At 47.4% G+C, this 24,662-nt stretch carries 23 protein-coding genes and 1 tRNA gene; 9 read left to right on the top strand and 15 right to left on the bottom strand.

Annotated features, from left to right (window positions below; translation table 11 throughout):
- Positions 1-53: 53 nt before the first annotated feature.
- The 10 genes from ACXAH1_RS20335 to ACXAH1_RS20290 form a co-directional block, all read right to left on the bottom strand.
- Entirely contained in the window at positions 54-1,226 is a 1,173-nt protein-coding gene (locus ACXAH1_RS20335) for a hypothetical protein (protein WP_475199139.1), read from the bottom strand.
- Between the two features lie 4 nt (positions 1,227-1,230).
- Positions 1,231-2,133, bottom strand: coding sequence for a lipoprotein NlpI (gene nlpI / locus ACXAH1_RS20330; RefSeq protein WP_253049546.1), 903 nt, complete (start codon positions 2,131-2,133; stop codon positions 1,231-1,233).
- Between the two features lie 105 nt (positions 2,134-2,238).
- Positions 2,239-4,353: a polyribonucleotide nucleotidyltransferase gene (gene pnp / locus ACXAH1_RS20325; RefSeq protein ID WP_475199137.1), complete on the bottom strand. Its 2,115-nt coding sequence runs from the start codon at positions 4,351-4,353 to the stop codon at positions 2,239-2,241.
- Between the two features lie 272 nt (positions 4,354-4,625).
- Positions 4,626-4,895, bottom strand: a complete 270-nt coding sequence (gene rpsO / locus ACXAH1_RS20320) for a 30S ribosomal protein S15 (protein WP_010385052.1) — start codon at positions 4,893-4,895, stop codon at positions 4,626-4,628.
- A 105-nt stretch (positions 4,896-5,000) separates the two neighbouring features.
- A complete protein-coding gene (gene truB / locus ACXAH1_RS20315; RefSeq protein WP_475199134.1) occupies positions 5,001-5,936 on the bottom strand; it encodes a tRNA pseudouridine(55) synthase TruB in 936 nt (311 codons plus the stop codon).
- Positions 5,936-6,346, bottom strand: a complete 411-nt coding sequence (rbfA, locus tag ACXAH1_RS20310; RefSeq protein WP_125719883.1) for a 30S ribosome-binding factor RbfA — start codon at positions 6,344-6,346, stop codon at positions 5,936-5,938. Before rbfA ends, truB begins: the two co-directional genes overlap by 1 nt.
- Before the next feature lie 115 nt (positions 6,347-6,461).
- Positions 6,462-9,140: a translation initiation factor IF-2 gene (gene infB, locus ACXAH1_RS20305; protein WP_475199132.1), complete on the bottom strand. Its 2,679-nt coding sequence runs from the start codon at positions 9,138-9,140 to the stop codon at positions 6,462-6,464.
- Between the two features lie 29 nt (positions 9,141-9,169).
- A complete protein-coding gene (gene nusA / locus ACXAH1_RS20300) occupies positions 9,170-10,669 on the bottom strand; it encodes a transcription termination factor NusA (protein WP_253049536.1) in 1,500 nt (499 codons plus the stop codon).
- A 40-nt stretch (positions 10,670-10,709) separates the two neighbouring features.
- Entirely contained in the window at positions 10,710-11,165 is a 456-nt protein-coding gene (gene rimP, locus ACXAH1_RS20295) for a ribosome maturation factor RimP (protein WP_138550236.1), read from the bottom strand.
- A 260-nt stretch (positions 11,166-11,425) separates the two neighbouring features.
- A tRNA-Met gene (locus ACXAH1_RS20290) sits at positions 11,426-11,502 on the bottom strand.
- A 334-nt stretch (positions 11,503-11,836) separates the two neighbouring features.
- Here ACXAH1_RS20290 and ACXAH1_RS20285 point away from each other — a divergent pair.
- The 3 genes from ACXAH1_RS20285 to ACXAH1_RS20275 all read left to right on the top strand — a co-directional run bounded on the left by ACXAH1_RS20285 (position 11,837) and on the right by ACXAH1_RS20275 (position 14,075).
- Positions 11,837-12,616, top strand: a complete 780-nt coding sequence (locus tag ACXAH1_RS20285; RefSeq protein WP_253049534.1) for a delta-class carbonic anhydrase — start codon at positions 11,837-11,839, stop codon at positions 12,614-12,616.
- A 277-nt stretch (positions 12,617-12,893) separates the two neighbouring features.
- Positions 12,894-13,370, top strand: a complete 477-nt coding sequence (locus ACXAH1_RS20280; protein ID WP_475199129.1) for a globin — start codon at positions 12,894-12,896, stop codon at positions 13,368-13,370.
- A 201-nt stretch (positions 13,371-13,571) separates the two neighbouring features.
- Positions 13,572-14,075: a hypothetical protein gene (locus ACXAH1_RS20275; RefSeq protein ID WP_253049530.1), complete on the top strand. Its 504-nt coding sequence runs from the start codon at positions 13,572-13,574 to the stop codon at positions 14,073-14,075.
- A gap of 201 nt (positions 14,076-14,276) precedes the next feature.
- Here the strand turns inward: ACXAH1_RS20275 and ACXAH1_RS20270 are convergent, their stop codons facing one another.
- Positions 14,277-14,678, bottom strand: coding sequence for a DUF3019 domain-containing protein (locus ACXAH1_RS20270; protein ID WP_475199128.1), 402 nt, complete (start codon positions 14,676-14,678; stop codon positions 14,277-14,279).
- Positions 14,668-15,507, bottom strand: a complete 840-nt coding sequence (locus ACXAH1_RS20265; RefSeq protein WP_475199126.1) for a MipA/OmpV family protein — start codon at positions 15,505-15,507, stop codon at positions 14,668-14,670. The genes ACXAH1_RS20270 and ACXAH1_RS20265 overlap by 11 nt, the downstream gene beginning before the upstream one ends.
- Positions 15,508-15,689: 182 nt before the next feature.
- On the opposite strand from ACXAH1_RS20265, the gene ACXAH1_RS20260 reads away from it, so the two are divergent.
- The 3 genes from ACXAH1_RS20260 to ACXAH1_RS20250 are packed head-to-tail and all read left to right on the top strand — an operon-like array spanning position 15,690 to position 18,426.
- The gene (locus ACXAH1_RS20260; protein ID WP_475199125.1) at positions 15,690-16,700 is read left to right on the top strand and encodes a phospholipase C/P1 nuclease family protein; all 1,011 of its coding nucleotides are present in this window, start codon (positions 15,690-15,692) and stop codon (positions 16,698-16,700) included.
- A complete protein-coding gene (locus ACXAH1_RS20255; RefSeq protein ID WP_475199124.1) occupies positions 16,700-17,890 on the top strand; it encodes a peptidyl-prolyl cis-trans isomerase in 1,191 nt (396 codons plus the stop codon). Before ACXAH1_RS20260 ends, ACXAH1_RS20255 begins: the two co-directional genes overlap by 1 nt.
- The gene (locus ACXAH1_RS20250; RefSeq protein WP_475199122.1) at positions 17,890-18,426 is read left to right on the top strand and encodes a hypothetical protein; all 537 of its coding nucleotides are present in this window, start codon (positions 17,890-17,892) and stop codon (positions 18,424-18,426) included. The genes ACXAH1_RS20255 and ACXAH1_RS20250 overlap by 1 nt, the downstream gene beginning before the upstream one ends.
- A gap of 17 nt (positions 18,427-18,443) precedes the next feature.
- Here ACXAH1_RS20250 and dapE read toward each other — a convergent pair whose 3' ends face one another.
- The gene (gene dapE / locus ACXAH1_RS20245) at positions 18,444-19,622 is read right to left on the bottom strand and encodes a succinyl-diaminopimelate desuccinylase (RefSeq protein ID WP_475199121.1); all 1,179 of its coding nucleotides are present in this window, start codon (positions 19,620-19,622) and stop codon (positions 18,444-18,446) included.
- 341 nt (positions 19,623-19,963) lie between these two features.
- Here dapE and ACXAH1_RS20240 point away from each other — a divergent pair, with 341 nt between their 5' ends.
- Together ACXAH1_RS20240 and ACXAH1_RS20235 are read left to right on the top strand one after the other, a co-directional pair.
- Positions 19,964-20,728 (top strand): response regulator, encoded by a 765-nt coding sequence (locus ACXAH1_RS20240; RefSeq protein ID WP_475199120.1) that lies wholly within the window; start codon positions 19,964-19,966, stop codon positions 20,726-20,728.
- Positions 20,729-20,896: 168 nt separating this feature from the next.
- Complete coding sequence (locus ACXAH1_RS20235; RefSeq protein WP_138550247.1) at positions 20,897-21,571, top strand: OmpW/AlkL family protein; 675 nt, start codon at positions 20,897-20,899, stop codon at positions 21,569-21,571.
- A gap of 80 nt (positions 21,572-21,651) precedes the next feature.
- On the opposite strand, the gene ACXAH1_RS20230 is transcribed toward ACXAH1_RS20235, so the two are convergent.
- On the bottom strand, positions 21,652-22,191 hold the full coding sequence (locus tag ACXAH1_RS20230) for a thioesterase family protein (protein WP_475199118.1): 540 nt from the start codon (positions 22,189-22,191) through the stop codon (positions 21,652-21,654).
- Between the two features lie 150 nt (positions 22,192-22,341).
- Between ACXAH1_RS20230 and ACXAH1_RS20225 the strand changes: the two genes are divergently transcribed.
- Positions 22,342-22,833, top strand: a complete 492-nt coding sequence (locus ACXAH1_RS20225) for a hypothetical protein (protein WP_253049510.1) — start codon at positions 22,342-22,344, stop codon at positions 22,831-22,833.
- A 22-nt stretch (positions 22,834-22,855) separates the two neighbouring features.
- Here ACXAH1_RS20225 and tyrR read toward each other — a convergent pair whose 3' ends face one another.
- Positions 22,856-24,412, bottom strand: coding sequence for a transcriptional regulator TyrR (tyrR, locus tag ACXAH1_RS20220; protein WP_253049568.1), 1,557 nt, complete (start codon positions 24,410-24,412; stop codon positions 22,856-22,858).
- Positions 24,413-24,662 lie beyond the last annotated feature (250 nt).

The raw sequence follows: 24,662 nt of genomic DNA, 5'->3' as shown, positions 1-24,662 counted from the left end.
TTTAGCCAACATTTACAAACAATTCAGATTAAATTCATAAATAAACTGGGCTTTTAACCCCTTGCGGCTAATTTGGCCTGAATAAATCGCTGAAAGTTGGTTGGTTTATTGCGCTGTTGTTGAAATGCCAATAACCAAAGTTCTTTGTAACGTGTTGACAACGCCAGGCTCTGATATTGCATGTTTGACATGGCTTGCTGAGGTTTATAGGCAGGCAACGCCCCAGCCTCACAGCTGTGGCTGGGGTACCAGCCCTTAGGAGGCGTGTGGCCAACATATAAATTGGGCGCCTTTTGACCTGGGGTCGCACATAGCCACTTTGCCTTTTCTGCGCCAATGGCATATTCATCTTCAAAGCCACTAAAGTGCATCAATTCATGAATAAACACCTTGTAGTCACTTTTGAGGTTTAAAGTCATTACCCCCCGACTGACATTGGCCTCACCCTGCCCTGTCATTAATACTAAGTGATCCGCCGAAGACCAGTGTACTCTGTCAGGCATGTTAACAACATCACAATGTGCATACTTGCGTGCCTTAACACCACACTGTAAGTCTGCCCCCATATAGATCGGACCTGCAAAGCAATAGCTTCCGGCATACGGTAAAGGCACCGTAAGATACTGCGCTTTTAGCTGCTCCAGTTTATTAAGGCCCAACCAGGAGTCACTCAGCATTAGTACTCGGCGCTGACATGCTGAGTTATTCCAGCTGACCTTATCTAATGTGTCCACCGCAAGTCGGTTTAAATCAGAACGACCAAGCTGGCCTGGAGACACCCCTTGCATAAGTTGTGATAATGTCATGTATGGCTGAGGCAGGGTGAACTGCGCAGACAACTGAATTATCTCAGGAACAGCCTGAATCGCAGTCAGTGATTGCAATAAACGCCTGTGAGCTTGTGCGTCAGCAGCGTTCCAATGTGCGCTGGCAAGCATTACAGCGGTGCTCAAATCGCCTTTTTTGAGCAGCCTGTTCGCCCACTCGAAAGCAGCCTCTGGCAATCCTAGTTGACGCAATGCCAGTACAGTGTCATCGGGTAGCTCAGGCAACAATAAGCTGGCCTGTCGGGTGTCGAGGTAAAAACTCTGCGGGCTACGCTTAAGCAACGATAAGTGTGCCTGACGCGCATTGGGGGAGTGCAATAGCCAGGGGTTGGCCGTACTGCCCGCTATGAGGGTAATGCTAACCAGCATCACCACATAGCGAAGCACAGAAGCAGACATAGCGTTAGCCTACATCCGCCTGATTCATTTCGTCTGCAATGATTTGTAATTCCAGACGAGCGTATTTATGCTCGACAAATTCGTACACATTGGTGGCCAGTGCCAATTTAAAATACTCGATAGCTTTTCCAGTCTTACCTTCAAATTGGTAACGCTTGGCAAGATAGAAATAGGCTTCGCACAGACGCTCTGCAAACTCCTGCTGTGACTTAACACCATCTCCAACCTGTGCAAGGAACGCCTGCTGAGACAACTCTCCCAGATATAACTGAACCAGCTGTGTCGCCCATTCGTCATTATTCAAAGCCTGGCTGTGTTGCTTAAGCGCCACTTTTGCCGCAATTGGATCTAGCTTTGATTCTGCAAGATAGAGCCACATGAGGCGGTAAGGGTCCTGGGGAGAACGTGCCAGAAAAGCCTCAAAATCACTCACGGCCAGTGCCGGGCGCTCACCGTAATACAAGGCTATACCTCGGTTTAAGTAGGCGTATTCATGGTCTGTGTTAAGCTCAAGTACCGCGTCAAACATTTCATACGCTGTGCCATATTCCTGTCGCAGTGTGTGATGTATACCAAGGAAGTTATAAACTTCAGCCAAATCTGGCTTAAGCTTGACTGCACGATTAAAGTCTATCCGTGCCAGCGTGGTCAATCCCAGACTGTCATATAGCATACCGCGATTATAAAACAGCTGTGCCTGTTGTTCATTATCCAACGTTTTGTTCTGTAACAGCTCGCTGTATCTTGCGATGGCTATTTCATTACGAAAATTAGCCGCCAGTGGCACAGCAAAAGGTACTGTGACATTGGGTGTATCAGTGCCCTGCTGAGTTGACTGGCACCCCAACAAACTCATACAAAACAAAGGTAATAATAACAATCTCAATCTACTTCCCCTTTTGGGCATGTTACGGGTTCACGCGTTGGCTACAACCATCGAGCGATCATTAAAGCACAAAAAAAGGGGCCATTCAGCCCCTTTCATCGAAACTCATTGTTTCTTTATCAGATTTTACTCAGCAGCAGGTGCCGCATCTGATTCCAATGCTTCTTTGATGCTCAGACGCACACGACCCTGACGGTCTACTTCAAGTACTTTCACTTTCACTTCCTGGCCTACGCTCAGGTGATCAGCCACGTTGTTTACGCGCTCTTTGCTGATCTGCGAAATGTGTACCAGACCATCTTTACCTGGTAGTACGTTTACGAAAGCACCAAAGTCTACGATGCGGTTTACTTTACCTGTGTAGATAGTGCCCACTTCCAGCTCAGCAGTCAGCGCTTCGATGCGAGCAATCGCTTCTTTCGCGCTGTTACCGTTGGTTGCAGCAATCTTAATGGTACCGTCATCTTCGATTTCGATGGTTGTATCTGTTTCTTCCGTCAGCTGACGGATCACTGCGCCACCTTTACCGATTACGTCTGCAATCTTCTTAGGTGGAATGTTCATGGTGTAGATACGTGGTGCGAATTCAGACAGATCCTGAGATGGGCTGGCGATTGCCTGGTCCATCACGCTCAGGATATGCAGACGTGCTGCTTTTGCCTGACGCAGTGCGATCTGCATGATTTCTTTCGTGATACCTTCGATCTTGATATCCATCTGAAGTGCAGTTACACCCGCGCTGTTACCCGCTACTTTAAAGTCCATGTCACCCAGGTGGTCTTCGTCACCCAGGATGTCAGAAAGTACGACAAAGTCATCGCCTTCTTTAACCAGACCCATCGCGATACCCGCAACAGATGACTTGATTGGTACACCCGCATCCATCAGAGCCAAAGACGTACCACATACTGACGCCATTGAAGACGAACCGTTTGATTCAGTGATTTCAGAAACCACACGTACAGAGTACGGGAATTCCTCAAGTGTTGGCATAACCGCCTGTACACCGCGCTTAGCCAGGTTACCGTGGCCAATTTCACGACGCTTAGGAGAACCAATGAAACCTGTCTCACCTACACAGAATGGAGGGAAGTTGTAATGCAGCATGAAGTGATGCTTCTGCGTGCCAATCAGGTTGTCCATCATTTGTGAATCGCGTTCTGTACCTAAGGTAGCAGTAACCAAAGCCTGAGTTTCACCACGTGTGAAGATGGCTGAACCGTGTGTACGTGGCAATACGCCAGTCATCACGTCAAGTGCACGAACCATATCTGGTTCACGGCCATCGATACGTTTCTCACCCGCGATGATACGGCCACGTACGATTTTCTTCTCAAGTGAGCTGAACAGCTTAGACACTTCCTGCTCGTCCAGCGTTTCGCCTTCAGCCAGCTCAGCAGTCAGCTTCTCAACCACTTCCGCTTTTGCTTCGCTTAGTGCATCTTTACGAGCAACTTTATCAGTGATGCGGTATGCGTCACCTACTTTTTGCTCAGCGATGGCTGCGATTTTGTCAGACAGCTCAACGTTTTTCTCTGGTGCAGTCCAGTCCCAAGCCGGCTTGCCTGCTTCTGCAGCAAACTCGTTCACAGCCTTGATGATAGCCTGTGATTGCTCATGACCATAGACAACCGCACCTAGCATTTCTTCTTCAGTCAGAATTTCAGCTTCTGACTCAACCATAAGTACAGCACCTTCGGTACCCGCAACAACCAGGTCAAGTTTACTTTGCTCAAGCTCTGTCACTGACGGGTTCAGCACGTACTGACCATCAGTGAAACCAACGCGCACGGCGCCGATTGGACCATTGAATGGCACGCCAGAAATGGCTAGTGCTGCTGAAGTACCAATCATTGCAACCATGTCTGGTTGAATTTCAGGGTTTGAAGAAACCACTGTCGCGATAACTTGTACTTCGTTTACAAAGCCGTCCGGGAATAGTGGACGAATTGGACGGTCAATCAGACGCGCAATTAGCGTTTCATTGTCTGAAGGACGGCCTTCACGCTTCAGGAAGCCACCAGGGATACGGCCTGCCGCATACATTTTTTCCTGATAGTTTACTGTCAGAGGGAAAAAGTCCTGACCAGGTGCAGCTTCACGCTTACCTACAACAGTGACTAGTACAGAAGTGTCGCCAATACTGGCCAGTACAGCACCGTCAGCCTGACGCGCAATCGCACCGGTTTCCAGGGTTACTGTGTGTTGACCAAGTTGGAATTCTTTAATAATTGCTTGCACAAATATATTCCTTACAAAAATAACATATAAGCGCCAACAACGACCAATTACAGTCTTAAGAGGACTAAAGTGACTAATAACTATTTGATAAAAAAGGCTAAACCAAACAGAGCTAGATGATCCGCTTAAGCACTACAATTGGCTGCAGACTTGGCGCTGAACCACCAGAATGGCGGCTCGGGCATAAGTATACTGAGTATATACCCACAAAAAAAGGGGCGATTTAGCCCCTTTTTTCTTATCGGATAAAAATCCGACAAATAATCAAGTTCTTAGCGACGTAGGCCAAGCTCTTTGATTAGTGCAGAGTAACGCTCTACGCTCTTACCTTTTAGGTAGTCAAGCAGGTTACGACGCTGGCTTACTTTACGTAGCAGACCACGACGTGAGTGGAAGTCATGCTTGTGGTTAGCGAAGTGACCTTGTAGCTTGTTGATATCAGCAGTTAACAGTGCAACCTGAACTTCAGGAGAACCAGTGTCGCCTTCTGCGCGTGCGAATTTTGCTACGATTTCTGCTTTTTCTTGATTGCTTAGTGACATAATAAACTCCAATTGTTTAAGTAATGCTTCAGCCGATCACTAATTCAGCCAAAGCGACAAAGCGGGCGGCATTGTATCAGCAATTCCCCCCGCTGACAAAAAATTTTATTGGGCGCTGGATAAGGCACGCTTGGCCTTCAAATGGCCGTGCTGATTACGCTCACCAATACCAACAAAGCGACCATCAGCCACGACCTTCAATACACCCTCAGGTAGCTCACCAACCACCACGGTCTGACCATGACTGAATGCTACACCTTGCTCGGCGCTTATCTCTACCGCTGGCAAATCAACCAGTGCAGTGTCCATAGGGAGTAACAACGCATCGATGTAAGTCGACGGCGGCAAATCTTCTGCTTTGGCCTGCTGAAGCTTTTCTTCAAGCTCTTCAAGCGTGATCATTTTATCACTCGGATAATGGCCCACTTCAGAGCGATGCAGCATAATGACATGCGCCCCACACCCAAGCTTCTCACCCAAGTCGTCTACTATGGTGCGAATGTAAGTCCCTTTGGAAACATGCACCGTCATCTGGATCTCTTGTGCCTGGTCGTCATACTCATCTAATGTGATCGAGTAAACGTTGATCTTGCGACACTTGCGTGGCACTTCGATACCTTCGCGGGCATACTTGTACAAAGGCTGCCCCTGATATTTAAGCGCCGAATACATCGACGGGTACTGATCAGACTCACCCAGGAAACTGGCAACATCCTGCTCCAGCTGCTCGCGGGTGATCTGCACAGAGCGTGTCTCAACCACTTCGCCATCTGAGTCTGACGTCGTGGTACGTTCGCCTAGCTTGGCACGGACGACATAAGTTTTATCAGTATCCAGCAGGAACTGGGTAAACTTGGTCGCTTCACCAAAGCAGATTGGCAGCATGCCCGTTGCCAGCGGATCGAGCGCACCCGTGTGGCCCGCTTTTTGCGCAAAGTAAATGCCTTTGGCTTGTTGCAAGGCTTTATTGGAGGAGATCCCCTGCGGCTTATTGAGCAGCACAATCCCGTCTATCGGACGGCCTTTACTACGACGCGCCATCAGGCTTCTCCGTCGTCGCTTTTCGTATCTGGCTGCGCTTCGTCACCACGCTTTTCATTGTCTTTGCGGATCACTTCATCAACCAGGTTAGAAATGCGCATGCCTTCCATCAGTGAGTTGTCCAGCACAAAGCGTAATTCAGGCATGATCCGGGCGCGGATCCGTTTGCCCAGCAACGAGCGGATGTAGCCTGTCGCTTCATTTAAAATAGACAGGTTTTCTTTGGTTTTATCGTCATCACCGCCGAGGACAGTGATAAAGACTTTGGCGTAGGACAGATCGCGCGATACTTCTACAGCCGATACAGTGACCATGCCCAAACGCGGATCTTTAATCTCACGCTGCAAAATCACGGCAATTTCTTTTTGGATCTGTTGTGCAACACGATCAGTACGAGAAAATTCTCTCATTTTCACCACTTCAATTTAATCATTAAAACGGGCAATGCATACAATCGCCCACTAGAGGAAACACAAACACAAATGGGGGCTAACGCCCCCATTTCAAGGTTGAACCCTGATTGACTTACAACGAGCGTTGTACTTCAACGGTTTCGAATACCTCGATTTGGTCACCGACCTTAACGTCATTATAGTTCTTAACGCCGATACCACATTCCATGCCGTTACGAACTTCTGCCACGTCATCTTTAAAGCGGCGCAGTGATTCAAGTTCACCTTCGTAAATAACAACATTGTCACGCAGTACGCGGATAGGTGCACTACGTTTAACCACACCTTCGGTTACCATACAACCCGCAACAGAGCCAATCTTAGGCGACTTGAACACGTCACGTACTTCAGCCAGACCAATGATCTCTTGCTTGAATTCAGGTGCCAGCATGCCCGACATTGCCTGCTTCACTTCTTCGATCAGGTCGTAGATTACGCTGTAGTAACGCAGATCCAGGTTTTCAGCTTCAATCACTTTACGTGCAGAGGCATCAGCACGAACGTTAAAGCCCACGATGATAGCGTTAGACGCAGCAGCCAGCGTTGCGTCAGTTTCAGTGATACCACCCACGCCGCTACCAACGATCTTCACTTTAACTTCGTCTGTAGACAGTTTAACCAAAGAATCAGAGATGGCTTCGATTGAACCCTGTACGTCTGCTTTCAGTACTACGTTCACTTCAGACACATCGCCTTCGGTCATGTTAGTAAACATGTTTTCAAGCTTCGCTTTTTGCTGACGCGCCAGTTTCACATCGCGGAATTTACCCTGACGATATAGTGCAACTTCACGTGCTTTACGCTCGTCTTTAACAACGGTTGCTTCGTCACCCGCAGCTGGTACACCTGACATGCCCAGGATCTCAACCGGAATTGAAGGACCTGCAGTCGTGATGTCTTTACCGTTTTCGTCTTTCATTGCACGAACACGGCCATATTCCAGACCACACAGTACGATATCGCCCTGGTTAAGCTCACCAGACTGAACCAGTACAGTTGCAACCGGACCACGACCTTTATCAAGACGAGATTCGATAACCACACCTGATGCCATGCCTTTGTGTGCCGCTTTCAGCTCAAGCAGTTCAGACTGCATCAGGATAGCTTCTAGCAGGTCGTCGATGCCCAGACCAGTTTTTGCTGAGATGTGAACGAACTGCGTATCACCGCCCCACTCTTCAGGAATAACGTCCAGCTGAGCCAGTTCGTTTTTAACGCGATCCGGGTCAATGCCTTCTTTATCCATTTTGTTTACAGCGATGATCAGAGGGACTTCTGCCGCTTTGGCGTGTTGTACCGCTTCTTTAGTCTGTGGCATTACACCATCGTCAGCTGCAACAACCAGAACAACGATATCAGTCGCTTTGGCACCACGTGCACGCATTGAGGTAAACGCTGCGTGTCCCGGAGTATCCAGGAAAGTGATCATGCCGCCTTCTGTTTCAACATGGTATGCACCGATGTGCTGAGTAATACCACCGGCCTCACCTGCAGCAACCTTAGCTTTACGGATGTAATCCAGTGTTGAAGTTTTACCGTGGTCAACGTGACCCATAACGGTAACAACTGGTGCTCGTTGCTCTAGCGCTTCACTTTCGTTACGCTCGCTCAGTACTTTTTCTTCCAGCTCGTTCTCTTTCACCAGAACAACTTTGTGGCCCATTTCTTCAGCCACAACCTGCGCAGTTTCCTGATCGATGACCTGATTAATGGTAACCATTTCACCCATCTTCATCATGGTCTTAACGACTTCAACGCCTTTTACAGCCATGCGTGATGCCAGCTCAGCAACCGTGATGGTCTCGCTGATACGGACTTCCTGCTTCACTTCGCTAACTGGCTTCTTAAAGCCATGCTGTAGTGAGGTAGGTGCTTTAAGCTTGCCTTTTTTACCTTTGCCACGTACTGGCTGAGCCACTTTTTCAGCTGGCTTTTTCTTCTTCTTACGACGTGCACTCTTTTCTTCCTGTGCATCTGACTCGTCTTCTGCTTCACGTGCATAAGTCGACGTCGTAAGGTGGTGATCTGCAGAAGCTTCGCGACGTGCACGCTCTTCTTCTTCAGCTTTCCAGCGGGCTTCATTCTCTTCCGCTAAGCGTTTCGCTTCTTCTGCTTTACGCTTGGCTTCTTCTTCTGCTTTCTTTAGGGCAGCTGCTTCTGCTTCTTTTCGCAGACGCTCTGCTTCTAGTTTCTCTTTCTCTTGTTGGGCGCTATCCACTTCTTCACTCTGCTGTTCTTTCGCTTGACGTTCAGCTTGCGCTGCACGTTTTGCCTCATCTTTAGCCTTGCGCTCAGCTTCCTCTAGTGCCTTGCGCTCGGCTTCCTCTTGTGCCTTACGCTCGGCTTCTTCTTTGGCCTTTTGCTCAGCTTCTTGCTGAGCTTTCAACTCTGCTTCTTTGCGCGCAGCTTCCTCTGCAGCGAGTCTTTCCTGCTCTTTTTGCTGCTCGATTGCGCTCTTTTTAACGTAAGTGCGCTTTTTACGTACCTCGACCGGAACAGACTTTGCCTTGCCGTGAGAGCCTGTCACACTCAGAGTGCTCTTGCTTTTACGTTGCAAAGTCATGCGCTCCGGTCCTTCAGAACCGGTACCGCCGTGTTGCTTACTCAAATGGTCAAGCAATTGTGCTTTCTCACTTTCAGTAACATGGTCGCCAGTGGCTTTGGTGATCCCTGCATCTGCCAACTGCTGGAGTAATTTATCAACAGTTGTACCAATGTTTTCGGCTAGTTTCTCTATGCTCACTTCTGCCATATTATGCGTTACCTCCCGTTAATAAACTACTATTGCTCACCAAACCAACAAATATTACGTGCGGCCATGATCAAGTCACCCGCTTGTTGTTCAGATAATTCAGTGATTTCGACTAATTCGTCAATACCCTGCTCAGCCAGATCTTCCAGCGTGATCACCCCTTTACTGGCCATAACGAACGCCAGATGACGATCCAGGCCTTCAAGGTTAAGTAAATCTTCTGCTGGTTCTGCGCCTTCCAGGCTTTCTTCGTCACGCAACGCTTTCGTTGTCAATGCATCTTTTGCACGCTTACGCAGCTCTTCCACTGTGTCTTCGTCCAGACCATCGATCTCAAGGAACTCTGCAACTGGCACGTAAGCCACTTCCTCAAGCGTTGAGAAACCTTCGTTGATTAATAGCGTGGCAAAGTCATCATCAATGTCCAGCGCTTCAGTGAACAGGTTGATCAGCTTGTCAGACTCTTCTGCGTTCTTGCGCTCCATGTCTTCCACTGTCATCACGTTCAATTCCCAACCAGTCAGCTGGCTGGCAAGACGTACGTTCTGACCGTTACGGCCAATCGCCTGTGCCAGGTTATCGGCTTCTACTGCGATTTCCATCGTACGGGTGTCTTCATCCATAACGATTGAGGCAACTTCCGCCGGTGCCATAGCATTGATAACAAACTGAGCCGGGTTGTCATCGTACAGTACGATATCAACACGCTCGCCACCCAGCTCAGTAGATACTGCCTGAACACGCGCACCACGCATACCGACACATGCACCTACAGGGTCAATGCGTTTGTCATTTGATTTTACCGCAATTTTAGCGCGTGATCCCGGATCACGTGCAGCACCTTTGAGCTCGATCATCTCTTCACCGATCTCTGGTACTTCGATGCGGAATAGTTCCATCAGCATTTCAGGTTTAGAACGTGTTACAAACAGCTGCGCACCGCGCGCTTCAGGCTTAACCGCATAAAGCAGACCACGTACGCGGTCACCCGGGCGGAAGCTTTCACGCGGCAGCATATCTTCACGATATATAACCGCTTCAGCGTTATTACCCAAGTCCAGTACCACAGTGTCGCGTGATGCTTTTTTCACCACACCGGTAACCAGTTCACCTTCCTGATCTTTATAAGCGTCAACAATCAATGCACGCTCTGCTTCACGAACCTTTTGAACGATGACCTGTTTTGCCATCTGAGTCGTGATACGGTCGAACTGGATAGATTCAATCTGTTCTTCAACAAAGTCACCAAGCTGAATGTCAGGCTCTTCAACCTGTGCCGCTTCAAAAGTGATCTCTGCATACGGGTTTTCCAAAGAGCCGTCTTCTTGCGGATTTACCACCATCCAACGACGGAAAGTGTCATACTCACCAGTCTTACGGTCGATAGAAACGCGTACTTCGATCTCACCTTCGTGTTTCTTTTTGGTGGCCGTCGCTAGTGCGAACTCTAATGCTTCAAAAATCTTTTCTCTTGGGACTGCTTTTTCATTGGAAACAGCTTCTGCAACCAATAATATTTCTTTTGCCATAAGTATTGCCTCGCTTGCCCTTTTTCCTTCGCACCTAATTTTAAAATTTTGCGATCATGTTCGCGCGCTCGATGTTGCTGAGCATAAGGTGATGCTCCTGGCCATCGACGGATAGCGTGATCATATCGCCATTAACTGCAATTAAATCGCCTTTAAAGTTACGGCGACCTTCCTGTGGAAGCTTTGTACGCAAGCGCACTTCTTCGCCCACTGCCTGCTCATAATGAGCTTGTTTGAATAATGGTCTGTCTACACCAGGTGAAGACACTTCCAGGTTGTATTCATTTGTAATGGGGTCCTCGACATCCAGAATGGCACTGACCTGACGGCTCACATCTGCACAATTATCTACATTGATGCCATTTTCATGGTCAATATAGATGCGCAATGTCGAATGACGACCGGCTTGCATCACTTCCAGACCGAGCAATTCGAAGCCACAGGCTTCAACAGCCGGCTCTAACATAGTCGTTAATTCTTGCTCGAGTTTTGTCACAAATTACCTCCATACAAACAAAAAAAGGGCTCAAAAGCCCTAATGATTCAGCTGTTTGCTTCTGGGCTGGGCTCTATTGCTTAGCTCCAGATACAACAACGCCCCGAACCAAGCGGGGCGTCACACCAAAAACAAACTGTGTGGCCAGTGGCCGAGCTTGGTTGCGGGCTGTATCAGCCTAAATTAAGCGAATGCTTAAACGCAAAACGCGCATTACGATGAATGCGCGAACTGTAAGAAATGAAGTCATTTCTTAAGCTTGGTTGCGGGAGCCGGATTTGAACCGACGACCTTCGGGTTATGAGCCCGACGAGCTACCAGGCTGCTCCATCCCGCGTCAACGTGCAGTCTGGCTGCATCAACTGGCGTGTATTATAGAGAGAGTTGTATAAATACGCAACCTTAGATACCGCCTTTAACCAAAATGGCGCCTTAATGTACTGCCTTTGCGACTATCAGGGCGAAAAGCTGAAGCAATGGTGACGGCGCCCTAAACACTCGAAATAATTTACCATTAACCAACATGAGATCGAGAATAGCGAACAAAAACATCGATATTAACTTATAAAAAACCACTCATTCACATTATTTTACCATTTAGCTTGTTCTTAAAAGTTAAACATCTATACTGGCGGCCCATCGAGTTAATATAAATTGATGGAGAACCAGTCATGAAAAAGGCATTTATAGGCGTCTCGATGACAGCGCTAACACTACTTACTTTCAACACCTTAGCAAACAGTTGTGAAGGTTTTGGACCACAAACCCCACGGGATATTGATCAACTGCATGGCGAAAATAAACGCGTTTTTTCTCTTGCGCCGCCTGCCAGTGAGATGAACTTATGTAATATCCACTTTCATAAGAATGCCGAACACAAGGCAAAAGACTTTGCCGTTTTTGCAGGTAACGGCAAGTACGGCGGTTATCAATGTAATGCCACCAGCAGCCTGACTGAGGCTGAATTACGTGCGCCAAAAGGCAAGGTATGTAAAAACGTCAAACCCGGCGATACGATTGAAGTACACTGGGTACACAGTTCATGTGATGTAGTCCCTGGAAAAGGTTTGGGGTCCTGTCTGAGTAACGAATGTGCCAATCCCGATTTACGTGTTGAAACTCAGGTTTTCCTCGTTGTGAACGATGAAGATGCACTGGACTTCAATGATTTAAGCTATGATGGCAACATAGTCAATGGCTACCATCAAGCGAAATATATCCCACAAACGACCGGTAAACCGGTTGAATTTTTGGGCTCTACTACAGGGCCAAGCTACAACAACAAGCAGTGCTCGCCCCTTCAGGTCACCTGGAGTGTCAGACCGGCCTGCGCCAAAGTTGATATCAACAGCCTGGCCAAGTGGTGCGAAGACAATGTATTTGAAGAGGATCACGCCCATGGTGTCAGACAGTTAGTCACCGATCCTAAGTTACTTTCTCCGATTAAATAGTGTTTTTCATGCTATCAGCTTCGCCCTGTGGTGAGCTGATAGCAGGCTTTTGAGTGTTTTTTAAACACAATAATTCGGATAAAGTTTGCGCATCAGATCATATTCTACCTATACTGAAAGTGATGGTGCATGTTGTACCGCAATTCAAACATATTAGGCCATCATTACTTTTACCCAAGTTACTGTAGCTCTCATTATCAGCCTAAGCAGGGTGACTTAGTGAGTCTGCGCAATTACTTGAGCAAATGGATTCGCTCTAATCGTATGTGGAGCGATTATGAGTATTTCACCCTATCAGTACCAGCTATTAAACCAATCTTTCACGACGCTTAAGCCTAACTTTCACTGCTTCTGCGTAAGCTTTTACAATAAACTGAAACAATGCCGGGTCAGCATGACATTGCCTGAATCGGACCAGCATGTTTTGTCTTTAGAATATCGATTACACGACTTTATGCAGCAATGCCTGATTCACCTGCCCAGGCAACATGAGCTGACTCAGTTTCTTCGCCAGCAGAGTATTTTGATCGCGGCGCTGTGCCCTTCAGTCAAAGATATCAGCACCTTTTGTAATAGCTTACTTGAGGTACTTAAGCTGCATTTAGGTTCACAGTTTACACTTGCCGTACGCAATGCCTGGAAACGCGCTTTACATGTGTTTGCCAATATCATCAAGTCAGAGTTGTTTGGTATCTCGAATGTTGTACAGCTTGACCGATATCGCAACCAGACCGCCGCACGCCTGAGAACTTAAGTTTATCAGGCCCCCAGCTGAACATTCCGGCAGCTGTACTTGTACCAACTATGATGATAGTCATGATCAACCATCAGGTGATGTGAACAGGACGGCGTAAATGCGGGCTATATTGTGCGATAGACATACAGACTGTCATAATGACAACGGACCGCGAAGCCAGTAAACTGACAATAAGTGGATTGATTTTGGATACTTAATATGAAGCGTTCTTTAATTTATGGCATGAGTTTGTTCGCATTGACCGGATGTGATTTTCTGGGAGACTCGAAAGCTAAAATAGAGCAACAATATCTGGCAAATAACCAAGAACTGGAACAAGTCATTGCGGATATCAGAGAGCATGGCCTGGCAGCAATGAGTCAGTCGGCCGAGGCTGGCACGATGGCCAGTTGTGTCGTTAAGCAACTCAATGCCGATCCTATGGGGTCGATGATCGAGGTGGAAGGTGCACTTCAGGACAGTGCAAATCTGGCAGATCTGATGGACACAATAACGGGCCTGGCCGACCAAGAGCTTTCAATGGAAAGCCTGCCGAACCTGTTGCAGGCAGGTGCCGATACAATGAGCTACCTAAAAACCTTACTGGCAAACTATGAGCTGGCAGAGCTGCAACAGCAAGCTCAAACTTTGCTGGAGCAGGGACAGAGCAAAAGCGAAGACATAGGCTCTCACCTGAGAGGTTTAGTGGAGCAGTGTCAGTAGGTTCCACACCGTTAGGCTAGCTAAATGACGCTAGCCTTTACTGCAACAACCAGGTGAGGTAACCCGCAGTGATACACAACCAAATTAGCGCGGGTAGCTCGACGGACAACTGGCTTTAAAACGCGGCTGAGAGCCCATTCCATTTCCCAGGTAAACTCGCAAATTTTCGCCATGCTTCTTCATTACAAATGCGGCTGGGTATTAAAACAGACGCTGCCAGCGTCGCTTTTTATTCCGTACCTTATGAACCCAGTTGACATTGATGGTAGTCACAGCAAGGACATCGCGCTTAGTTTTAGAGATCAGCTCATAACTGACGCTCTGTGCAGATCCAAAAGCCAGCAAATACTCAAAATGGCTCACATTAGCCCAACATTGCAAAATCTTCTTTGAGCTGCTCTCTCTTATGCAATAGTCACCCATTTGCGGGGCCGATATTGAGAACGTCACATCAGTGTAGCAAGTTCTTCCTTCATGCAATGCAACACACTTATTCGGTGCGGCCTGTAATATCCCTTTCCTATCTTCTTTGGAAGCAGCATGCGCGGTTGTCGAAGCGCAGAGCATCCCGATAGTAATGGCTGAAGTGAGTCTAGAATACATATTTCACTCCAGTAAAAAGCACTCTGGCATGGTTTGATTCCAATAGTGGACTCTCTTTTGCTTCACTGGAGCCAACTAAAAAAGACATTCCTGCACTAAACTCCCAGTCCTCAGCGATTGGATAACTTAACTGAGCTTGAACAAATGCAGACATTCCGCTGCCAGGTTCATATGGCGTAAGATAATCATTGCGCTCTTCCTCGGTCACGCCATAAAAGTAGTTATTAAAATTACTGGAGTAATAGTTGGCACCAAAGTTAAGCCACAGATCCCAATTACGTAACTCGAAGTTACGCGTTGCTTCCAGGTGAAAAACCCAGCCATTAGTATCGCCAAACACATCATAGACCAGTTCAGCCACCGCCAGATAATCGCCAACGGCACGATAATACGCGATCCCCAGTGACTGATCGGGATCTCTGTCTTTTATGCCTTCAAGCTCTTTCACCACTGGATCATCGGTATCGAAGTAACCTCTTTGTGTAAAGGGCAGTTGATAACTTCCGTAAATGATATCCAGTCCCCACTCTTCTTCTTGAATGAACTGATACCCAAGATCAGAACCACCAAAAAAATCCCCAGAGTAAGTCACCAGATAAAAGTTTTTGTATTGTAGTTTGATGTCTGCCCGCAAAGTAGCCGGTGCCGGAGAGTTATCGGCGCCGACTAACTCAGGTAACGCCATGTCTACGTAAAAGGCACCTATACTCAACTGCCATTCCAGTCCATTGTCTTCTAGCCAGTCTTCTTTATCACCAGCGCTGTCATTGGCATACACCTGATGCGTCAGGCAAAGCAGCACAGCAGAAAGTAACTTTATAATTTTCATCGTTATTAGAACTTTTCATGTGCCTAAATTAAGTCCCCATGATACCTGAGGTCAACGACGACAACAAGGTGTCGAAATTAAGATTTTATTTAACCAATATTTAATACTAATGTAACACAAGGACTTTCTAATTCCCGAGGCTCATATAGAGCCTACATTCTAACTATTGGAACAACACTACAATGAAAAAACTATTATTGCTCTGCGCACTGACTCTGACAGCCGCCGAGACACAGGCGTTTAGTCAGGAAACACATAAGCGCATCGTTATCGACGCCGTCAACTACATGGCACAAAATCCGTCAACCACGCAATTTGCCAAGCTTCAGGCGTATGCTCAGTCGCATGGCATGAGTGTGACCCAGCTTGCAGAAGTAATGGGACAAGCAGCCTATGACGTCGATGACTTTGAAGATACTTTCTTCTGTGGTGCGATTACTGGTGACTGTGTGCAGGCACCGTTGTGGGGCGCAGCTCAAAGTATTGTTAAATACACCAGCTATTGGCATTTCCAAAATCACACCCAAGGCGCTGACGTCCATGGTAACGACTTTGGTGGATACAATTATGACAAGCTCACGGTCTGGGGCACAGTAGACAACATGGCGGCCACTTGGTTAAAAGGCGACTATCTCGATGACGGCAAAGGGGGTGAAACGGGCTGGTTTAGTGCTGATGACAGTGAATATGACAGTTATGGTATTACAGAGAAAAATTACCGCTTAGACAGTCACTCCAGATATAGCATGTACGACGACTTTGAAGAGATGCCATTTCAGCCAATCGATAACCTGGGACAATACTGGTATCAAAGCTATCTGCAAAATGGTAACCCACAGATCCTGGGGTTCGTATTTCACACAACGGATCTCCTTCAACCTCACCACACCTGGACGACCTCTGACCTTAATCACGCCAGCTGGGAATCCTGGGTGAAAGATTACTATGATCAAGAAAACCTCAATAGCCTCACACTGGTAAAGCAGGCAATGGACAGTTTCTCCACTCCTGATGCTGCAAACAAAGATATTCGTCCGCTACTGACACAAGGCGGTGCCTATTCTTACTCACAAGGTGGCATTGTACTAAACTCAGAGGATCACTATGATCGTGTGAATACCGCACGTCAGGTTATCCCGCATGCTATCGCAATGGTTGTACATATGCTTAATCATGCCATGGTAGCCCGTTAATGAACTACGTTGTTTTACTCCTGGCAGGCTGTTTAAGCCTGCCATGTTGGGCAACATTGACTCAACTAACTAAGCCTGAACTGGCTCTGATGCAATCTCTCTATACGCAGCAGGAGCGCGGTTTATCCTCGGCAGACCTGAATAAGCACTTGCTTGAAAATCAGTTTTTGCTGGCTACAGCCCAGCAACTTAACCCCGAGCTGATGATCCGTCAATCCAGTGTCGGGTTTGATAATGACTACCATATACGTCGTCTTATTGTCACTTTGCTTACGCATCAATTTCCCGAACTCAAATCCATCACAAAAGAGAAATCAGCAGCCCCTTTTAGCGCACAAGTACTCTCTAAACTGCTTGGAGATTACCCTGCTAATGGCAACTACCAAACCAGGCAACTCGAACAGTGGCAGCAAGTGCGGGTGCTCGACACACCCAAAGTAACCTTGGCGGATCTACTCATCAGTCAATCGATGCAGAATCGATTTCGCCTTCATCAGGGTGACATCGACTTGCTTGTTCACCAGCTTGATGAGCGGCGCTACTATGCGCACCTCACCAACAGAGCCGCGCCTCTGCTGGCAAAGCATGGACTAACCCTGTCACGCCTGGAACTGTTGGCTAAAGGCGAGTTATTACGTCCTCCTATGCTGGCGTTTTTAGGGATAAAAGCACAACTGCACGGTGAGCGCAGCTCATATCTGGAGCAACTCAGAGCGACTATCTCACAAGCTGAAATACACCGCTATTATCAGCAGCATCGCAAAGACTTCAGGTACAAATCAACACTGAAAGCCATGGCAACCACCTTTGAATCACAGGCGCAGGCACAACAATTTCATCGCCTCATGAGTAAAAAAGGCCTGGCACAGGCACTAAAAGAGACACGGCAACACAATGAGTTCGACGCTGCTGGCAAAGCCACACTGTTCTCTATAACCCGGGCACATCAAAAACGCTGGCTTGCACAACTGGCTTTTAGCAGTCAGCCAGGCAAAGCAACCCCTCCGGTGCGGACGCCATCAGGTCGGTGGGCTGTGGTGTATACCCAGCACCCAGAATATGCCTATTACGCTCAGAACAGTGAAACAGTGCGTTATCAGGCACTAGAAGCGCTGACCATACAACACGCCCAGGCAGCTTATCAGCAAAAATTCAGGCGCTGGCAAACACAAAATGGGGTAACACTCTGATGACCCGGTTACAGGCAGTCACACTGGCGCTCGTCCTGACAGGTTTGGGTTATGCACTTTGGGCCCTGTCATCCCTTGCGCCTTTACCCACTGCAGAGGTGCACTCACAGCGCACCTCTGCCCCCTCTGAGCAAGCTGGATATCAACACAACACATCAACCGTCTCCGAAACCACTGCGATTTCGATGCCTTTGGTCAGCACAGCTAAAATGCCTGCTGCTGTAGCCGACCTCAGTGAAGAACCTGCGCCTGAAGACGCACCTTATATCCCGCCTATAGCCTCAAGTACACCGGCCCGGGTATATTCTGGAGACCTATCCGATCACCAAGCCTACCAGGCCTATCAGTCTGACGAAATGGATAAGATGAAACAGGACTATATCGCCGCAGTGGATAAAAAAGTCGCCCGACTAGAGCTGCTGCTGGAAAAAGGAGTCAGGCATAAACTCCCAGAGCAACAACTTCAGGAAGCAAGAGAGAAAATACAGGGGCTAAGAGCCATGCAGAAACAACTGCGCGAGGAACTGGCGCAGTAGTTTCCACAGTGTGGGGTTCAAACGCCAAAGTAGTCGGTCAAAACAGCGGTATAGATCTCCTCAATGGCATGGAGATCTGCTACTGATACGTGTTCATTTACCTGATGAATAGAGTCGTTTTTGACCCCGCACTCAATCACCTGAGTCTCACTTGAGGCAAAAAAACGACCATCCGACGTGCCACCCGCTGTACTGAGTGCCGGAAACTGACCTCTGACCCGAAATATCGCTTGTTCAACCAGGCTAAGAAAGCATGCAGCTTCTCGATTCCCCGTGTAATAGGACTCACAGGGGCGCTCCCATTGCACATTGACATGGTCACCCCAAGGCGCCAGCGCCTGCGCAACTATCTGATAGATTTCCCGACTTTTATACGCGTGGCTATAGCGCACATTAAAGGTTATTTCACAGCTTGCCGGCACCAGGTTATCGACGATATCCGGTACAGTCAGACCGGTAACCTGCAAACTCGTTTGCGAACCCAAAACATCTTTCCACCAGCTGAGGTTTGCCAACTCATTTACCAGTTCACCGGCAATATGGGCCGCATTAACGGTTTGCTCGGGGTAAGCGACGTGCCCTGCTTTACCCTGTATCTGTATACGTCCGGAGATGGCGCCACGACGGCCATTTTTAATCGTGTCACCAACCTGTTGATGTGAAGTAGGCTCGCCAACCAGACAAGCATCGAGTGTAACGCCTTGTTGAGCCAAATACTCTGCCATGATTTTAGAGCCATATTCGGCTTCACCTTCTTCATCTGAAGTGATTAACCAAAATAGCGTGCCCTGACAATGCTGCGCCTGTTCACACAAACGTTCAGTTGCACTGAGCATAGCAGCCACACCGCCTTTCATATCTGCCGCTCCACGTCCATATATAACGTCATCAATCACAGCCGCAGCGAAAGGATGTGCTATCCAGCCTCTTGGATTGGCCGGTACGACATCAACATGCCCCGCAAAAGCCATAACAGGACCTGGGCCAAACTGCCGTCTGGCAACCAAATTGCGAACGCCATTACAGTCAAGTGGCGTACATTCAAATCCTAAAGTACTCAGGCGCTGTGAAAGATATTCTATTGTACCGGCATCATCAGGGGTGACAGACGGCGCGGTAATCAAACGTCTCAGGGTGTTGACGGTATCATGTTGCGGGCTGTGTTTAGCAGCAGATTTCGTCGCATGGGAAGGCATACTCTACATTTCCTGTGTTCTGAATATTGAGCGCACTGGGATCCGGTTCAGTCACACAACGCGTGTCACTTGGTATCCAGTGGTCATGCTTTTCTCTCCCGATTACACCGCCTGAGCGTGACCAGTTCATGTCGTCTGCAAGGCAGTTTTGTGACAAACACCCATTGCGAAGAACACAATAACACCCAGGACTCTGTCATATATTGGTCAATTTCGATAACAAGTTGTCAATTGCCCTGTGTATGCTAGAACTAAGTATGTGAAGGTTAGTATTGATAACCTAATCTTGGGTCCCGGAAGTCACTATTGGGTTATAATTGCTGCAAGATAAGGAACTAGTAATGCAGGATGTCAGTTTTTTGGTCGTCGACGACTGCCAGCTGGTTAGAAACCTGGTTCGTACTACTTTAGTCAACCGGTTAGGCGCAGAAAATGTCTACACCGCAGAGGATGGTCAGGCTGCACTAGAACTGCTCGACGCCCGCCATATCGATATCATCATTGCAGACTGGCAAATGCCAAACATCGACGGAGAGGAACTGCTTAAACGAGTCAGAAAGTCGAAAAAGCACAGTAAAACCCCCTTCATCATGATGAGTTCGCTGGGGGACAGGGAGCATGTGGTTTGCGCTATCCAAAATGGGGTATCACAATATATGATGAAACCCTTTACCGCCGACAAGCTCGAAGAAACGGTTCATAAATCCTGGAACACCATCAGCCGTCGTGGTGCCATCAGACTATCCGGTTTGCCAGAACACAGTGTTCGGATCCGCACTGGTAGCCGCACATTATCGGGGCACGTAAAAAACATCAGTCAAACTGGCATGTTGTTGCAATCGCCGTATAGCCGAGAAATGCACTTGTTTAATACCTATGAACTTGAGCTGGATGTCTTTGATCTGAACGGTGGAAATTTGCTGATCTCTCCTTTATACGCAGTGCCCGTTCGCATCGTGGCGGTTGAAGGCTTTGTCGATACCAAAATGTGCCAGCTGGCACTGCGCTTCAATCGCGACATGCTCAATGACGTCACTAAGCGCCACCTTGATGAACTCCTGAAACATCTGGGCGGCTGTGAAACCGAAATGATCCAGGATAATTAAGCTGCCATCCCAGGCCATCTGAGTCAAAAACTTAATCTAAATCAAGTTTTCAATTTTTTCTGAAACCTCGCAATTTGAATATTGATCTAGAACAGTTTTTGAAAAATCCCATCAGCCTATGATAGCTGCAACAAAAAGATTTACCTTGTACAGGTTCAGGAGATGAAAATGAAAAAACTTACTGCCGCTATCCTATCTACGCTGATGTTGACTGCTCCACTGGCTCAGGCTCAATTCAGTGTAAATGTGGGCGCAATTAACGTTAATCCGAGTGATACTGGCTCTGCATTGAATGAAATCAAAACAGCAGGCTTGGTGGCTGACTCTGATACGCAACTGGGTCTTACATTTGACTACCAGTACAACGATAACATTGTATTTGAATTAATTGCAGCGACTCCGTTTTCGCACACAGTTGAAGGAGTTGGCTATATTCCGGGTAGCCCGAGCACGCAACTGGGTGGCGTAGAGATTGCTTCTGTTAAGCACTTACCGCCGACATTATTGGCGCAGTATCACTTTTTCGGTGCAAATGATAAGTTCCGCCCATTCATCGGTGCAGGTCTGAACTACACAGTGTTCTTCGACGAAGAAGCAAGTGCGGCACTTAAGGGTGTATTAGGCACTGATGATGTTAAGGTGGATCTGGACAGTTCATTTGGTGTAGCACTTCAGGTCGGTTTCAACTATGACCTGAACGACAAGTGGGGCCTGCACGGTATGATTTCTAAGATGGACATCAATACTGATGCAACCGTTTACGCAGACGGTAAGCAAGCGCTAACTTCAGATGTAGAGTTAGACCCGATTGTTGCCATGTTCGGTGTGAAATACAAGTTCTAATGATTTAAGGTGCCCACACTATGTGGGCACGATACAGAGTTACTTTCTCAATCCCCAGGGGTCATAAACACTATGACCCTTTATGCCACTTTATTATTGCGTGCTTTCTTTTGCTCCAGCATTTCTTTCCAGTGAACCACTTCTTCAGGCAAAATTGGCGCTTCACCGGTAAACTCGGCAACTTCCAGCATTTCTTCAACACTGATCACGCCCTGACGACTTTTAAACACGCCACGCACATAAGCGATAGCATGCAGACCGCGCTCTGAATGAAACTTCTGCTCAATATAAAAATATTTGTGATCCCATCCAACTAGCCGCGTTGACACAGTAAACTCTTGCAGTGGTTTGATGTCTCGGATATAGGTTATCGCAGTAGCATTCACAATGGGAAACCAGCGACGTTTCATAATCGCACTGAAAAGCCCAACTCGCTCAGTCATCCAGGTACGCGCTAAATCCATCATGGCGAGGTAGCGCGAGTTAGTCAGGTGTAAATTAATATCACAATCACTCGGCAACGCTCTGAAGTTAATATCAATCTCGTCGAGCAGAGGTTGCGTGGCTTTGTTCTGACGGATCCGCCAGAACAACCACAGTAAGCGGAAATATAAATTCATGTTATTGGTCCAACCAGTTAGCATAAAACCCGAGTTTAGCACAGCCGGGGTTCACAACAAGCAGGATTTAAACCACTCTTTTCATCCACAACTTGCGAAAAGTGCGTTTGTGCATTAACTTTTATGCAAGACTAAGAAGAGTGTAACTTGATGAAATATATAACCAAGCTAGTGTATTTATTGACCTTGTTCAGCGCAGGACATGCCTGGGCTGATTTTGATTTGCCCGGCAAAGGTCAGCTGGTTTATCCCACCGGCATAGAAAAAGATTTTAACTTTGGCTTTGGCTGGCAAGGGGATGCTCAAAAGTTTCGTATTGGCGATAACAGCTATGATATGGCTCAATTGCCAGAATCGTACTCTGTTGCCATTACACTGAGCAAAGATGATTCTAAGGTCTGGATCCAGGAGTTTAACCCTGGTTTTATCGAAGGGTTCAGCTGGCAGCTTGGGGATCACAAACTTGAGCTATTTAAAAAGCAGTTTATGAGCCCCGTAAAAGGCGATTATGTGTTGCGTCTGGACGATATTGATTATTTCCTGGTTCGCAACAATATCAGTGTCACTATCAAGTTTACCGAGCAAGGTATAGATAATATTAAACTGGATGGCGTAACTAAAAATATGGGGACGAAGAAATAAGGGGACTGACAGTCCCCTTACCTTATACTTTCACTGTTTTTCGATTAATACCGTACTCTCTGAGCTTATTTGCAACCGCGGTATGACTTAATCCCAAGCGTTTAGCCAGCTGACGTGAGCTGGGATAAGCAGGGTAGAGTTTACGCAACAATGTTGCTTCAAAACGCTTAACCGCCTGCTCCAATGTGCCTTCGAAGTCCGATTCCAAATAACCCAGATCATGGGTAAAGGTTGGTAATTGAAGGTGTTCAATGCGCAGCTCATTGTCGTCCAGCATAGACACAGCACGATAAATGGCATTTTCCAGTTGTCTGACATTACCCGGCCATGGATATTGCTCCAGGAACTGCAGGCACTCCTCATCCAGCGCCGGTGTTGCATGGCCACTTTGCTGTGCATACTTTTGAATAAAGTGCTCTGCAAGTGACTTAATGTCAGCTTTGCGATCACGCAAAGGGGCAATTTCCAGCGTTAAGACATTGATACGATAGTAGAGATCTTCACGAAAACTACCTTCTTGCACCATTGCAGGAAGATCTTTTTGCGTCGCGGCGATGATGCGCACATTGACCTTTACTTCATTCTCATCACCCACTTTTCGGAACGTGCCATCTTGCAAAAAGCGCAGCAATTTGGTTTGTAGCTGAGTTGACATTTCACCAACTTCATCAAGGAATACGGTGCCTCCATCAGCCTGCTCCAGCACGCCTCGTTTCGGCGCACTGTTTTCTTCGTAACCGGCATAGCCAAATAACTCTGACTCGGCGACATCATCAGGTAAAGAGGCACATGACAGTGCAATAAAAGGCTTTAATGAGCGGTTAGACGCGTAATGGCAGGCTCGTGCAAGTAGCTCTTTACCTGTCCCCGTTTCACCAGTGATTAAAATTGGGGCTTCAAGCTGTGCCATTTTTCGCGCTTCGCGGACAACTCGTCGCATCGCCGTACTCTGGCTATGGATGGCAGCAAAACTCTCCTGCCCGTAGCGACGAAACGCGCTAACCTGCTGACCCAGTCGACTTTGTGATTTAATATTGATCACCGCCCCTGCCAGCACATCTCCTTCAGGACCTTGTGGGACAGAGATGGGTAAAATATCAGCAATAAAGTCTTCGCCGCCTACTTCAACCCGCGTAGTTTGGCCCAATACATCTTTTCCTTCCAGCCAGCGGGTAAAATTAAACCCTTTCAGCAGGTTATTAATATTGGCACCCATGATCTCCGCTTCAGGTTGGTTCAGGTCGCGACATGCGGCATCGTTACAATGACGCACCCAACCCTTCGCATCAATGGAAATAACCCCATCGGGAAGTGCACTGAGTAAGGTGTTGAGCTCGTTGTGTTCACGTTCAGAAGGCAGAAAAGCCGTTGTTCTGACATCCTCCACCCCATCGATCAGTCTGATTTCAGGCATAATTTTCTGAAACTGTTCAAACTCAATAGGGGGGAAACTCACATACATTCTGCAATTGACGGAATCAACTTCTATTCCTTTTAGATCAACCCGGTACTTAACCAGGATATTCAAAATTTCCTGCGCAATACCGATCCGATCGGCACAGTGAATTTCTAAACGCATTTGTTCCTCAAAACGGTTTTCTACCTTTTGCGGGATCATACTCTAAGAATAGACCCCAGACTAGCAAAACGTAAACATATTTGGACAGAGATTTTAGCCATAGCAACTATAATGAAAAAGAGAGATTCTCCCTGTGAAAAAAATACGTATTAATGCGTACAATAACTCAGTCATCAATGTACGCATTATTAATACTTAACGATTGCAGTTTGGTGAACAATGAATTTATAATACAAAAGACCTAGATATT

Source organism: Pseudoalteromonas sp. AWH4_217 (assembly GCF_056161105.1).
The sequence above is the reverse complement of the archived record's forward strand: the minus strand, read 5'-3'. Positions and strand labels throughout refer to the sequence as shown.

Coding starts and splice junctions, on each gene's coding strand:
- ACXAH1_RS20250 (WP_475199122.1), top strand. CDS start 17,890: ATGACCCGGTTACAGGCAGTCACACTGGCGCTCGTCCTGACAGGTTTG.
- ACXAH1_RS20260 (WP_475199125.1), top strand. CDS start 15,690: ATGAAAAAACTATTATTGCTCTGCGCACTGACTCTGACAGCCGCCGAG.
- ACXAH1_RS20240 (WP_475199120.1), top strand. CDS start 19,964: ATGCAGGATGTCAGTTTTTTGGTCGTCGACGACTGCCAGCTGGTTAGA.
- rpsO (WP_010385052.1), bottom strand. CDS start 4,895: ATGTCACTAAGCAATCAAGAAAAAGCAGAAATCGTAGCAAAATTCGCA.
- ACXAH1_RS20280 (WP_475199129.1), top strand. CDS start 12,894: ATGAGTATTTCACCCTATCAGTACCAGCTATTAAACCAATCTTTCACG.
- truB (WP_475199134.1), bottom strand. CDS start 5,936: ATGGCGCGTCGTAGTAAAGGCCGTCCGATAGACGGGATTGTGCTGCTC.
- ACXAH1_RS20235 (WP_138550247.1), top strand. CDS start 20,897: ATGAAAAAACTTACTGCCGCTATCCTATCTACGCTGATGTTGACTGCT.
- ACXAH1_RS20285 (WP_253049534.1), top strand. CDS start 11,837: ATGAAAAAGGCATTTATAGGCGTCTCGATGACAGCGCTAACACTACTT.
- ACXAH1_RS20255 (WP_475199124.1), top strand. CDS start 16,700: ATGAACTACGTTGTTTTACTCCTGGCAGGCTGTTTAAGCCTGCCATGT.
- dapE (WP_475199121.1), bottom strand. CDS start 19,622: ATGCCTTCCCATGCGACGAAATCTGCTGCTAAACACAGCCCGCAACAT.
- ACXAH1_RS20225 (WP_253049510.1), top strand. CDS start 22,342: ATGAAATATATAACCAAGCTAGTGTATTTATTGACCTTGTTCAGCGCA.
- nlpI (WP_253049546.1), bottom strand. CDS start 2,133: ATGCCCAAAAGGGGAAGTAGATTGAGATTGTTATTATTACCTTTGTTT.
- ACXAH1_RS20230 (WP_475199118.1), bottom strand. CDS start 22,191: ATGAATTTATATTTCCGCTTACTGTGGTTGTTCTGGCGGATCCGTCAG.
- nusA (WP_253049536.1), bottom strand. CDS start 10,669: ATGGCAAAAGAAATATTATTGGTTGCAGAAGCTGTTTCCAATGAAAAA.
- ACXAH1_RS20335 (WP_475199139.1), bottom strand. CDS start 1,226: ATGTCTGCTTCTGTGCTTCGCTATGTGGTGATGCTGGTTAGCATTACC.
- ACXAH1_RS20270 (WP_475199128.1), bottom strand. CDS start 14,678: ATGTATTCTAGACTCACTTCAGCCATTACTATCGGGATGCTCTGCGCT.
- ACXAH1_RS20275 (WP_253049530.1), top strand. CDS start 13,572: ATGAAGCGTTCTTTAATTTATGGCATGAGTTTGTTCGCATTGACCGGA.
- infB (WP_475199132.1), bottom strand. CDS start 9,140: ATGGCAGAAGTGAGCATAGAGAAACTAGCCGAAAACATTGGTACAACT.
- rbfA (WP_125719883.1), bottom strand. CDS start 6,346: ATGAGAGAATTTTCTCGTACTGATCGTGTTGCACAACAGATCCAAAAA.
- tyrR (WP_253049568.1), bottom strand. CDS start 24,412: ATGCGTTTAGAAATTCACTGTGCCGATCGGATCGGTATTGCGCAGGAA.
- ACXAH1_RS20265 (WP_475199126.1), bottom strand. CDS start 15,507: ATGAAAATTATAAAGTTACTTTCTGCTGTGCTGCTTTGCCTGACGCAT.